The organism is Chryseobacterium sp. CBSDS_008 (assembly GCF_049959325.1).
Lineage (GTDB): Bacteria > Bacteroidota > Bacteroidia > Flavobacteriales > Weeksellaceae > Chryseobacterium.
Window position 1 is genome coordinate 2,171,332 of record NZ_CP188202.1, and the last position, 12,575, is coordinate 2,183,906.

The window sequence follows — 12,575 nt, forward strand, 5'->3', positions numbered from 1 at the left end:
ACTTATACACTTCCAAATCACTGTAACTTTTCATCATTTTAAGCTACTTATCGTAAAACATCACAATCAATTACAATCATTAAGAAATGGAAAATTACGGTTACACAAAAACAGAAAATGTACAAAACCAGCAAAACAATGTTCCTTACCGTTCGGAAAAGAAAATTCCTGCCGCTCTGTTGGGAATTCTTGTGGGATGGCTGGCTTTAAATAAATTTTACCTGGGCTATATAAAGGAGGGAATCATTCAGCTGGTTCTGAATATTGTCACTTTAGGAGCAGCTTCTGTTATCCCTTTTATTGAAGGTATTTTATATCTCTTCATGAGTGACAAGCAATTTGATGATACCTATGTGTATGGGAAGAAGGGCTGGTTATAAGAATTTATTACGAACTCATTAGAAATAAAAAAGAGACTACCTGTTGAGTAGTCTCTTTTTTATTTGGATGAATTTAATCATTATTTATTTAAAAGAATAGCAGCTTCTTTTGCAAAATAAGTAAAGATCATATCTGCGCCTGCTCTTTTGAAACATGTTAAGCTTTCAATGATTGTTTTGTCATTATCCAGCCATCCATTCTGAGCAGCGGCTTTTACCATTGCATACTCTCCGCTTACATTGTATACTGCAATCGGAAGATCAATGGCTTCACGTACTTTGGAAACAATATCCAGATAAGGAAGTCCCGGTTTGATCATGATCACATCTGCTCCTTCTTCAATATCTTTAAATACTTCATTCAATGCTTCACGTGTATTGTGGAAATCCATCTGATATGTTTTTTTATCTTTCGGAATTTCCATGTCATCTTTCGGGGCACTGTCTAAAGCGCTTCTGAAAGGCCCATAAAAAGAGCTTGCATATTTGGCAGCATAGCTTACAATTCCTACGTCTGTAAAACCGCTTTCTTCCAGCGCTTCACGAATAACCATTACTCTTCCGTCCATCATATCACTTGGAGCCACAAGATCTGCTCCTGCTTCAGCATGAGATACTGACATTCTTGCCAGTGCATCATTGGTAGCATCATTCAAAACCTTTCCGTTTTCAATGATTCCGTCGTGTCCGTAGATTGAATAAGGATCTAAGGCTACATCCGGCATAACAATCATTCCCGGAACGGCGTCTTTGATTGCTTTGATGGTATTCTGCATTAATCCGTCTTTGTTCCAGGCTTCTTTTCCTGTATTGTCTTTCAGATGTTCTGACACTTTCATGTACAGATTGACAGCTTTTACTCCCAAAGAAAATAATTCCTTACATTCCTTCACGGTTAAATCTATACTCCGCCTAAAAATTCCCGGCATAGACGGGATTGCTTCCTGCTTGTTTTCGCCCTCCATTACGAAGATCGGCATTACAAAATCATCAGTTGTAAGCACATTTTCTCTTACCAGACTTCTGATAGATTCATTAACTCTAAGTCTTCTATTTCTTGAATGTATCATTTTGGAATACTTTTTGAATAAGTTTCTACAAATTTAATATAAGTTCTACAAAAAACTATTGTATGGGATTGTAGAATATATTACATTTGTTACATATATTCGAGAAATTATAAATTTGATGAAAAAACTTTTACTTTTATTTCTATTTGCAGGCACTTTTGTTGGATTTTCCAACAATTTAAAAGCTCAGCTTAGAGAGCCGGGTTCCATCACTCAAAAGGCGGATGATGGCGTATTGCTTGCCTATCCGAATCCTGCAAAGGATTTCCTTATTATTAAGGCAAAAGATTCTTCTTTAAGGATCAAAAGCGTGACTTTTTATTCAATTTTGGGTATGCAGGTTGCTAATTATACAGTGAATATGAATTCCGGAGAGATCAATATTGAAAAACTGAAGCCCGGAAAATATATGATTCGCTATATTTTAAGTGACAACACACAGAAAGTTACTCAAATCGTGAAACAATAAATTAAAATCCTGATAATCATCAGGATTTTTTCTTTTACATTAATTCTGTTTTAATATTTCCGTAACTTTCGGGACTTTTTAATACTAATAGTAAAAAGAACCATTTTAATGCTAAAAGCTGAACATATTAAAAAGACCTATAATGCCGGAAAAAAGGTCGCCCTGGATGATTTTAGCATCCATGTTCCAAAAGGCAGTATTTACGGCCTTTTAGGTCCCAACGGAGCCGGAAAAACTTCGTTTATCCGTATTATTAACCAAATTACCCAGGCAGACTCAGGCGATATCTTTATCAATGGAGAAAAACTGAATCCCAATCATATTAGAGACATCGGCTATATGCCCGAAGAAAGAGGATTGTATAAAAATATGACTGTGGGTGACCAGATCCTGTATTTCGGGGAACTGAAAGGAATGACCAAAAGTGATGCTTTGAGTGAAGCCAAAAAATGGTTTGAAAAGCTGAATATCGATCAATGGTGGAAGAAGAAACTTTCTGAACTTTCTAAGGGAATGGCACAAAAAATCCAGTTTGTAGTTACTGTTCTTCACAGGCCGCATCTTTTGATTCTTGATGAGCCATTTTCAGGTTTTGACCCGGTAAACGCCAATTTAATTAAAGATCAGATCATTGATCTTAAAAATAACGGAACTACCATCATTCTTTCCACCCACAGAATGGAAAGTGTGGAGGAAATGTGCGATTATGTTGCCTTGATCAACAATTCCAAGAAAATTATTGACGGAAGGGTTTTTGACGTGAGAGAGAAATTCAAGAAAAACATTTTTGGAGTTACTCTTTCTGAAGTCAGCAGCGATCAGTTTGAGAATTTCAAAAACAAGTATGAAATCTTCAATTTATCCAATGAGAATAATCTTATTTCTTTTGATCTGAAAAATGAGGAAAGCCAGAATAATGTTCTTCTGGACCTGGTACATGTAGGTAAAGTGAGATCATTTGACGAAAGAATTCCCAGTATGAATGAAGTGTTTATTAATGCTGTAAGTAACCATCCTTAATTTTATGAATAATATTTTTTTAATTACCAAGAGAGAATTTCTTACGCAGGTTAAGAAAAAATCTTTTATCATACTGACTCTGCTCGCTCCCATTATGGTCATTGCTTTTGGAGCTGTGATCGGGTTAATGTTTAAGGCGAATGAGTCACACAGTATCATAGAAGTGGTTGATAAGAGCGGACTTTTTACAAACGAACTGAAATCCAATGACAAATTAAATTATGTTTTTGTTTCCGCTGCCGACGAAAAATCCAAGATTAATAATTTAAAAGGAAATGAATCTCTGGATGGCATCCTGATTCTTCCTGCGCTCAAAAATCAGAATTTTGACGAGCTTGAAAAGGACGCCAGATTGGTCATTAACAGCAAAATAGGATTTGATACGAAGCAGAGAATCGTCTCTGATATCAGCAATGTTGTCAGAAAAGAAAAAATAAAGCAACTGGGCATCCAGGAAACTCAGTTAAATGATCTGGATAAAAACTTTACATTAAAAACCATTAATGTTACAGATAACAATAAGGAGGATTCTGATCTTGCCTTTGGCGTTAAGTCCGGATTGAGTATGGTTCTGATGTATGTTACCTTTATGTTTATTATTATTTATGGCGTAAGGGTCATGAGAAGTGTGCTTGAAGAAAAGAACAATCGTGTGGTGGAAATCATTATTTCCTCTGTTAAGCCTTTTGAGCTGATGATGGGTAAGATCCTGGGGGTAACAATGGTTGCCCTGACCCAGTTTCTGATCTGGATTACCATGTCTGTGATTGGTGCGCTGGTATTAAATACAGGCTTCTCTCCTCTTCAGAAAAATATTCCGGGAGGGAATGAAGAGCTTGCCAATAAGCTTGATATAGGACAGCTTGCTACCCAGATTTCTCACAGTCTGCTGGAACTCAATTTTCCATTAATTATCTTTGTATTCATTGTTTTCTTTCTTTTAGGATATATCTTTTATAGTTCTATTTATGCAGCAATCGGTTCTGCAGTGGATAACGAAACAGAGACGCAACAATTTACTTTATTTGCGATTTTACCATTAACATTAGGAATGTATGGAAGCTTCAGCCTGATGAATAATCCTGACGGACCGTTAGGTTTCTGGCTCTCAATTATTCCATTTACATCACCCGTTGCTATGATTGCCAGGATTCCGTTTGGAGTTCCTGCATGGCAAATTGCGTTGTCTATTGTATTGTTGTTGGGAACGACGGTTTTTATGATCTTCCTGGCCGGAAAAATTTATCGTGTGGGTATTCTGATGTATGGGAATAAAGCGACTTTAAAAGAGCTTTGGAAGTGGATTAAAGGATAATAAATGTAAAGGCTGTAAGATGACAGATTTAGCCTGTTTATGACTAGTCCTGAAATAATGATACAAATTAAAGGATAAAAATAAATAATTAAACCAGAGTAAATTTACTTTTGCTTTGGTTTTTTGTTTTATAAGTTTTCATTTTTAATTTGGACTGTTCATGCATTTGATTTGGTGTTAAATAATGATTTGAAAAATGTGGTCTGAACTCATTATAGATGCTAATGGATTGCTCCACAATTTTTCTTCTCATTGAAGTCTCAATATCATATTTATCAATATCGAATTCCTGTTTTAAAATACCATTTACTCTCTCTGCAATAGCATTTTCATAAGGATCAGAGTTCTGTGTCATACTGCATTTTATCTTATGCTTTATCAATATTTTCTGATACTCATTTGAGCAATATTGCAATCCCCTGTCAGAGTGATGAATCAATGATTCTTTATCAGTTTTATTGTTCTTTAATGCCTTTTTCAATGCCATCAGGCTACTTTCCGTATTGAGATTATCTGCAACATAGTGACCTACAATTTTCTTAGAATAAGCATCAGTTATCAGACTTAAGTAACTCGGTTTTTTCCTGTTTCCAATATAGGTAATATCTGCTACCCACACCTGGTTGGGTTTGTTGATACAGTACTCCAAAATCAGATTTTTATGTTTTCTGAATCTATGATGAGAATTGGTTGTGATATGATAGCTTCTCTTTGATGTGATCAATAAATGATTAGCTCTCAAAATATCAAAGAACTTATCCCTTCCTATTTTCAGAGATCTTAAAGGTTCCCTCAAAATAAAATATAGCTTTCGACCTCCTAATTTTGGCATTTTTATGCGGATATCTTCTACGAGGGTTATTACTTTTAATGCTTTGCTTTGTGAGCGTTTATATCCTCGGATACTTCTGTAATAGACTTGTCTATCCAACCCGAACAATTCGCAGGTAAAAACTATGGTTTCTTTTTCTTCACTGCGGAAGTTGGTGATTGTTCGGGTGATGAGTTTTTTCTGATATCAATATCATATTCTTTCTCAGCAAGATTTATCATCATATCAAAAAATATAGCTTTTTTATCAGCAATGTAAGCCTGTTTCTCTAAAAATGCTTTCTGTTTTTCAAGCACTTTAACTTCTGCCTCTAATTCCATGATACGCTGTTCAGGAGTCTTTTTCATGGTAAATGGTGTTTGGTATTCCCAATCAAAGGTACCATATTTTCTCAACCAACTAACAATTGTTGAGCGTGCTTGTATACCATATTTTTTCCGACTGTCTGTAATTCCTGATTTTCCCGTTTCTATTTCTCTTACAATTTGAAGTTTCAAATTCAAACTGTAATCTTTCTGGGTACGCTTGACATAGCGCGTTTCTAAGTTTTCTTCCATAACGATTGTTTTTTTGTGTATCGCTATTTCAGGACGGGACATTATTACAAATAAAAACCCCGAAAACTAAGTTTCCGGGATTTTTATTTTGAAATATTCTATTTGAATATATAGCTTAAAGTAAGGGCAATTACCTGTTCTGACTTTTTCTTATCAGTACCCTTGGTTTCTTTTGCAAGACCAGGGTAAGTATCACCAAGACCTAAGTCGTATTTTAAAGCTACTTCAAGTTGTCTTTTGTAGCTATATCCTACTCCCAGTCCCAGTCCCCAGTTAAAGCTCTTAGCCTTTCCATTTACGCCAGCCGGCTGGTTGGGATCGGTAACATCCGGATCATAATAAGGTCTGCTTACAGGAACATCTTTAACATTTTGACTTAGCAAAAAGTTAAATCTGGGTCCTATTAATCCAAAGAATTCTGATTCTGCTTCAGAAAAATATCCTTTGAAATAAAGAGGCACACTCAGATAGTTATTAGCATATACTGCATCATAACCGCTTACCCCTTTAGCATCTTTATCTTTTCCTGTTTCTCCTGCACCATAGTACTCAACCTCAGGTTGAATAAAAAACTGGTTTGCCTTACCTACGGGAATCAATGCCAATGCTCCAGCTTGAAAAGTGTATCTTGGGCCCGAAGGATTATGGGCATTGGATACTCTGGAGTAGTTTAGGCCGCCTGTAACACCAAATCTTGTGCTTCCCCACTGCACTTGTGCAAAAGATAAAGCAGAAAGAGTCAATGCTGAGGCTAATAAAAGTTTTTTCATATATTTTGGTTTTGTATTATCCTAGAATTTTTGCTACTGTAGCACCGATATCAGCAGGAGAATCTACAACGTTGATACCGTTTTCTCTCATGATTTCCATCTTTGCCTGAGCTGTATCTTCAGCACCTCCTACGATAGCACCTGCGTGCCCCATAGTTCTTCCTTTTGGAGCTGTTTGTCCGGCGATGAATCCTACAACCGGTTTAGTAGATCCGCTAGCTTTGTACCATCTTGCCGCTTCAGCTTCAAGACCACCACCAATTTCACCGATCATTACCACTGCTTCAGTTTCAGGATCGTTGATGAATAGCTCTAATGCTTCTCTTGTAGTTGTTCCGATGATTGGGTCACCACCGATACCGATAGCAGTAGAAATACCGTAACCTGCTCTTACTACCTGGTCAGCAGCTTCATAAGTAAGGGTACCTGATTTTGAAACGATACCTACTTTACCTTTTTTGAAAACGAAACCTGGCATAATACCAATTTTAGCTTCTTCAGAAGTAATGATTCCAGGGCAGTTTGGTCCGATTAATCTGCAGTCTCTGTCAGCAATATAAGATTTTACTTTTACCATATCAGCTACAGGAATACCTTCAGTAATACATACGATTACTTTGATACCTGCTTCAGCAGCTTCCATGATAGCATCTGCTGCGAATGCCGGTGGTACGAAAATGATACTTACGTTTGCTCCTGCTTTTGAAACAGCATCAGCTACAGTGTTAAATACCGGCTTTCCTAAGTGCTCGCTACCTCCTTTTCCCGGAGTAACACCACCTACTACATTGGTTCCGTATTCAATCATCTGGCCAGCGTGGAAAGTTCCTTCGTTCCCTGTAAATCCTTGTACAATTACTTTAGAATCTTTGTTTACTAAAATTGACATTTTATTGTTGTTTTAATTTATTTATTATTTTATTAATGCTCACAAATTTACTCAAATTTCTTTGATTTTGGATAAAACCTTTGGAATTGTTTATTTGAGATTTCTCAGTTTTACCTCTTTTTTCAGATAAGTTTTGAAATCTTCTGCAAACATCCCGATATAGGTTCCTTTTTCAAGATCTCTGTTCACGCCTGTTTTTCCTAAAATTACAGATCCGCTTTCTATTTTATTACCGGAAGCGATACCAACCTGGCCCCATAAGGTCACCTCATCTCCGATGATACAGCATCCTGCAATTCCTACCTGAGATGCTATCAGACAATTTTTACCGATAACGGTATCATGTCCGATCTGAATCTGGTTATCCAAAACAGAGCCTTCTCCAATGATGGTAGAGTCTGTAACTCCCCGATCAATGGTACATCCGTTTCCGATCTCTACATTGTTTCCGATGATAACATTTCCTACAGAAATGAGACGGTCAAAGTTTCCGTTTAATTTTCTGTAATAAAATGCATCACCTCCTAAAACTGTATTAGACTGGATAATGACATTATCTCCTATTTCCGTACGGTCACCAATCACTACATTAGGAAAGATAAGGGTATTTTTTCCGATCTTCACATTGTTTCCGATCACGGCAGAAGAATGGATTCTTGTTCCTTCTCCAATTTCAACATCATGAAGTTCTTCTGTGAAATTATAGATTCTGGTAAAATGAGTATTGATTTTATTAAAGTCTCTGAAAGGATCATCAGAAACCAAAAGCGCTTTACCTTCCGGACACTCTACTTCTTTATCAATTAAAATAATAGTGGCAGCAGAGTGTAATGCTTTGTCATAATATTTAGGGTGGTTCACAAAAACGATATCACCTGGTTTTACCATGTGAATTTCATTGGTTCCCAATACTTCGAAATCTTCCGGCCCTACAAATGCTGAGCCTATTAAATCTGCAATCGTTTTAAGCTTTTGCGGAGAATGGAATCTCATAACAATAGATTTTCTTATAAAACAAAATTCGGAGTGCTTATGCAAACCGAATTTATGTAAATTTTATTTATTCTTTTACTCTTTCTAAGTAGCTGCCGTCTTCAGTGCTTACTTTAATTCTGTCTCCCGGTTCAATGAACAAAGGAACCATTACTCTTGCTCCTGTTTCAACGATTGCGTTTTTAAGAGCATTGGTTGCTGTGTTTCCTTTTACCCCCGGATCAGCTTCAATAACATCCAGATATACTGACTGTGGAAGTTCCGCAGAAAGTGGAGTTTCATCAGCTTCTTTCAAAATGATGGTCACTTCTTCACCAGCTTTCATAAACTGAGAGTTTTCGATCATTTCTTTATTGATGTATAATTGAGAAAAGTCATCATTATTCATAAAGTGGAATCCGTTCTCATCATCATACAGATACTGGAACTTTCTGGTGATTACTTTTACTTCATCAATTTTGTGCCCAGCAGAGAAAGTATTATCAATTACTTTACCGTTAGTTACTGACTTTAATTTTGTTCTTACGAAAGCAGGTCCTTTTCCTGGTTTTACGTGAAGGAACTCGATTACTTTAAAAATATCATTGCTATACTCGATGCAAAGACCTTTTCTGATATCGTTACTTGTTGCCATTAATTTTGTAAATATTTATTTTCTTTTGTTAAACTGTATCCCCTGCCCCTGTGGCATCATTCTGTTAAATGTATTATTATTGAACGTATTCACATTGTTATTCAACCTGTTTACATTCATCTGAACATCAGATTTATACTGATCAGTTGTTCCAAAAATTGAACTTCCTGTATTTTTCTGTTTCAGAATACCATTTAAATTATTCTTTGCAATACTATCATTAGATTCCTGAGAAAGCTTTCTTTCTATGGTAAAAGGCTTTTCTTTTTTTACTATTTCAGACTTTTCTGTTTGCTGTCCAAACACAAAAGATGTTGCAGAAAGCGCAGTAAGTATAATTAAACTTTTCATTGCCTGATAGTATTATAATTAAATTATTCTCTATCCTTTCCGGTTCCGTACCCTTTTACGATACCTCTTGGTGAGTTCTGGATAAACTGCAAGATTTCATCTCTTTCAGCCGTTGGAAGCATTTCTTTTTCAATATGGGAAATAGCCTGGGAAACGTTCATCTTCATCTGGAAGATGGCTCTGTAGATTTTCTGGATTTCAAAGATTTTTTCATTGGTAAATCCTCTTCTTCTTAAACCAACAGAGTTGATACCAGCATAAGACATAGGCTCTCTTGCAACTTTTACGTAAGGTGGAATATCTTTTCTTACCAAAGTACCTCCGGAAATCATCACATGTTTTCCGATTTTACCAAATTGGTGAACTGCTGATAAACCTCCCATTACCGTATAATCTCCGATCTCCACATGTCCTGCAATACCGCAACCGTTTACAATAATAACATGATCTCCGATAATACAATCATGTGCAATATGCGAAGTAGCCATAATAAGACAGTTAGCACCTATTTTAGTAAATCCCAGGGCCTTTGTACCTCGGTTTACGGTAACACACTCTCTGATTGTTGTTTCATCACCGATAATCACCTGGGTATCTTCACCATCAAATTTCAGATCCTGGGGAATTGCGGAAATTACTGTCCCGGGGAAAATCCTGCAGTTTTTCCCAATTCTTGCTCCATCCATGATGGTTACATTGGGACCAATCCAGGTTCCTTCTCCAATTTCTACGTCCCCAGCAATGGTAGTGAAAGGTTCTACGATTACATTTTTGCTGATTTTCGCACGTTTATCTACGGCTGCTAATTGATGAATCATTTAATCAACTTTATTTTTTGCAACTTGAGCCATAAGCTCTGCTTCTACTGCTACAGTGTCTCCCACATATCCGTAGCCCTGCATATGAACAATACCTCTTCTGATAGGCTCGATCAATTCAATTTTGAATATAAGCGTATCTCCAGGAATTACTTTCCTTTTGAATTTCACCTTATCAATTTTGATGAAATAGGTAGAATAGTTTTCAGGATCCGGGACGCTGGCCAGTACCAGAATACCTCCTGTCTGTGCTAGTGCTTCCACCTGAAGAACTCCAGGCATTACGGGTTCTTTAGGAAAATGGCCAACGAAGAATGGCTCGTTCATGGTGACATTTTTCAAACCTACTACGTGTGAGTCTGAAAGTTCAAGAACTTTATCAATTAATAAGAACGGGGGTCTGTGAGGCATAAGCTTCATAATTCCGTTGATATCGAATACTGGTTCTTTTGTCAGGTCAAAATCCGGAACGTTTTTCTTTTTCTGCAATTTCCACTGGCGGTTTAGTTTTTTCGCAAACTGAGTATTCACAAAGTGTCCCGGTTTGTTGGCAATAACTTTACCTTTTATTTTTACTCCTGCCAAAGCAAGGTCACCAATTACATCCAGTAATTTGTGTCTTGCCGCTTCATTAGGATAGTTTAAATTAAGATTGTCAAGAATACCGTTTGGTCTGATGGATACATTATCTTTTCCAAAGGCTTTCTTTAATTTTTCTGTTGTTTCAGGGGTAAGATCTTTATCTACATATACAATCGCATTGGAAATATCTCCACCTTTGATCAAGCCATGATCTAAAAGCATTTCCAACTCATGCAGGAAGCTGAATGTTCTTGCTGATGAGATTTCGTCTTTAAATTCTGAAATATTTTTAAGAGTGGCATTTTGAGTACCCAATACTTTAGTCCCAAAATCTACCATTGTTGTTACTTCATACGTATCTGAAGGAATGATTGTGATTTCCGAACCTGTAGCCGGATCACTGTAGGTAAGAACTTCTTTGACAACAAGATATTCTCTTGCTATGCTTTGTTCTACTATCCCAACACTTTCGATGGCTTCCACAAAGTATTTTGAAGATCCATCCATAATAGGTGGCTCCGAGGCATCCATTTCTAGCATTGCGTTATCAATATCACAACCAACAAGGGCTGCCAAAAGGTGTTCGCAAGTGGTAATTTTTACCCCTAGTTTTTCTAATGTGGTTCCTCTTTCTGTTGCTACAACATAATTTACATCCGCTTCTACCTGAGGATGCCCCTCCAGGTCTGTTCTTACAAATACAAAACCTGTATTTTCTTTGGCAGGTTTAATGGTCAGTTTTACTTCTTTACCTGTATGAAGGCCAATTCCAGAAAGAGTTACCTCTTGCTGAAGTGTTTTTTGCATATCACTCATTAGTATGATCTTTTGAGTTATTCTCAAGATTATTTATTCTGTTTACTATTCCGGGCAGATTTCTGAAATGAACATAGCTTCTCAGATAGTCATTATAACTGATGGCCGGTGAACCGTACAATGTTTCTCTGTCATTAACACTGGAATTCACGCCGCTCTGAGCCTGAATTTTCACCTGATTTCCTATTTTGATATGTCCTACAACTCCTACCTGGCCGCCAATCTGATTCCAGTCACCAATTGTAGTAGAACCGGCAATTCCGGCCTGGGCTGCAATTACGTTGTTCTGGCCAATTTTCACATTATGTGCAATCTGAATCAGGTTATCAATTTTGGTTCCTTTTCCTATAATGGTAGATCCTATCGTAGCTCTGTCGATACTACAGTTTGAACCGATTTCAACATCGTCTTCAATGATTACATTTCCAAGCTGGGGTATTTTTTTGAAGCCTTCGGCTGTTGGCTGGAAACCAAACCCGTCACCTCCGATTACCGTATTGGAATGGATCACACAGTTATCCCCAATAATACAATAGTCATAAATTCTGGCACCACTGTCTATCTTACAGTTTTTACCAATTTTTACTCCTTTTCCTATATATACATGCGGATAGATTTGTGAGCCTTCCCCGATTTTAGCTTTCTCAGAAACATAAGTAAATGCCCCTATGTAAGCTTTATCTCCTATAACAGCTGTATCATGAATGGATGAACCATTTTCAACACCTTCTTTTCTTCCCTGCATTTCCTGATATAAATTCATCAGGACCTGAAAAGAAAGATAGGCATCTTTTACAACAATTAAGGTAGGGTTATAATGATTTTTCTCCAGAAGTTTTTCCGAAACGATGATAACAGAACATTTTGAGCTAGCCAAAAAATGAGAAAACCGATCTTGTGCTATAAAAGAAAGATGTCCTGATTCTCCATTTTCTATTGGTGAAACTCCCGTAATAAGCGCATTCTCGTCACCTATTATTTTTCCGTCAATAAAACTTGCAATTTGCGAAGCTGTAAATTCCATATTCTGCAAAGATAAGAAATTCTATAATTTGCAAACATGTTTTAGTTTCAGATCG

The 12,575-nt window shown here is 36.8% G+C and carries 15 protein-coding genes; 4 read left to right on the plus strand and 11 right to left on the minus strand.

The genetic code is table 11. The features are described from left to right. The first annotated feature begins 86 nt into the window (after nt 1–86). Nucleotides 87–380: a TM2 domain-containing protein gene (locus ACP3T3_RS09700; RefSeq protein WP_426479676.1), complete on the plus strand. Its 294-nt coding sequence runs from the start codon at nt 87–89 to the stop codon at nt 378–380. A gap of 80 nt (nt 381–460) precedes the next feature. Here the strand turns inward: ACP3T3_RS09700 and hemB are convergent, their stop codons facing one another. After that, on the minus strand, nt 461–1,450 hold the full coding sequence (hemB, locus tag ACP3T3_RS09705; protein WP_426479677.1) for a porphobilinogen synthase: 990 nt from the start codon (nt 1,448–1,450) through the stop codon (nt 461–463). Between the two features lie 118 nt (nt 1,451–1,568). Here hemB and ACP3T3_RS09710 point away from each other — a divergent pair, with 118 nt between their 5' ends. From ACP3T3_RS09710 to ACP3T3_RS09720, 3 genes are all read left to right on the plus strand, one after another. Beyond that, the gene (locus ACP3T3_RS09710) at nt 1,569–1,919 is read left to right on the plus strand and encodes a T9SS type A sorting domain-containing protein (RefSeq protein WP_047434475.1); all 351 of its coding nucleotides are present in this window, start codon (nt 1,569–1,571) and stop codon (nt 1,917–1,919) included. A 108-nt stretch (nt 1,920–2,027) separates the two neighbouring features. Then, entirely contained in the window at nt 2,028–2,939 is a 912-nt protein-coding gene (locus ACP3T3_RS09715; protein ID WP_426479678.1) for an ABC transporter ATP-binding protein, read from the plus strand. Between the two features lie 4 nt (nt 2,940–2,943). After that, nucleotides 2,944–4,254, plus strand: a complete 1,311-nt coding sequence (locus ACP3T3_RS09720; protein ID WP_426479679.1) for an ABC transporter permease — start codon at nt 2,944–2,946, stop codon at nt 4,252–4,254. 88 nt (nt 4,255–4,342) lie between these two features. Here ACP3T3_RS09720 and ACP3T3_RS09725 read toward each other — a convergent pair whose 3' ends face one another. From ACP3T3_RS09725 to lpxD, 10 genes are all read right to left on the minus strand, one after another. Next, nucleotides 4,343–5,194, minus strand: coding sequence for an IS3 family transposase (locus ACP3T3_RS09725; RefSeq protein WP_426477442.1), 852 nt, complete (start codon nt 5,192–5,194; stop codon nt 4,343–4,345). Between the two features lie 14 nt (nt 5,195–5,208). Continuing rightward, nucleotides 5,209–5,643, minus strand: a complete 435-nt coding sequence (locus tag ACP3T3_RS09730; RefSeq protein WP_426476642.1) for a transposase — start codon at nt 5,641–5,643, stop codon at nt 5,209–5,211. A 98-nt stretch (nt 5,644–5,741) separates the two neighbouring features. Then, nucleotides 5,742–6,413 (minus strand): porin family protein, encoded by a 672-nt coding sequence (locus ACP3T3_RS09735; protein ID WP_426479680.1) that lies wholly within the window; start codon nt 6,411–6,413, stop codon nt 5,742–5,744. A gap of 16 nt (nt 6,414–6,429) precedes the next feature. Further along, complete coding sequence (sucD, locus tag ACP3T3_RS09740) at nt 6,430–7,302, minus strand: succinate--CoA ligase subunit alpha (RefSeq protein ID WP_034699171.1); 873 nt, start codon at nt 7,300–7,302, stop codon at nt 6,430–6,432. Between the two features lie 90 nt (nt 7,303–7,392). After that, nucleotides 7,393–8,295 (minus strand): UDP-3-O-(3-hydroxymyristoyl)glucosamine N-acyltransferase, encoded by a 903-nt coding sequence (locus ACP3T3_RS09745; RefSeq protein WP_426479681.1) that lies wholly within the window; start codon nt 8,293–8,295, stop codon nt 7,393–7,395. A gap of 67 nt (nt 8,296–8,362) precedes the next feature. Then, complete coding sequence (efp, locus tag ACP3T3_RS09750) at nt 8,363–8,929, minus strand: elongation factor P (RefSeq protein WP_076596574.1); 567 nt, start codon at nt 8,927–8,929, stop codon at nt 8,363–8,365. A gap of 15 nt (nt 8,930–8,944) precedes the next feature. Next, entirely contained in the window at nt 8,945–9,280 is a 336-nt protein-coding gene (locus ACP3T3_RS09755) for a hypothetical protein (protein WP_426479682.1), read from the minus strand. A gap of 23 nt (nt 9,281–9,303) precedes the next feature. Continuing rightward, complete coding sequence (gene lpxA, locus ACP3T3_RS09760) at nt 9,304–10,098, minus strand: acyl-ACP--UDP-N-acetylglucosamine O-acyltransferase (protein WP_426479683.1); 795 nt, start codon at nt 10,096–10,098, stop codon at nt 9,304–9,306. Beyond that, nucleotides 10,099–11,496 carry a bifunctional UDP-3-O-[3-hydroxymyristoyl] N-acetylglucosamine deacetylase/3-hydroxyacyl-ACP dehydratase gene (locus tag ACP3T3_RS09765; protein WP_426479684.1) on the minus strand — a complete coding sequence of 466 codons (1,398 nt, stop codon included), beginning with the start codon at nt 11,494–11,496 and terminating at the stop codon, nt 10,099–10,101. Further along, the gene (lpxD, locus tag ACP3T3_RS09770; RefSeq protein ID WP_426479685.1) at nt 11,489–12,520 is read right to left on the minus strand and encodes a UDP-3-O-(3-hydroxymyristoyl)glucosamine N-acyltransferase; all 1,032 of its coding nucleotides are present in this window, start codon (nt 12,518–12,520) and stop codon (nt 11,489–11,491) included. Before lpxD ends, ACP3T3_RS09765 begins: the two co-directional genes overlap by 8 nt. Between the last annotated feature and the right edge of the window lie 55 nt (nt 12,521–12,575).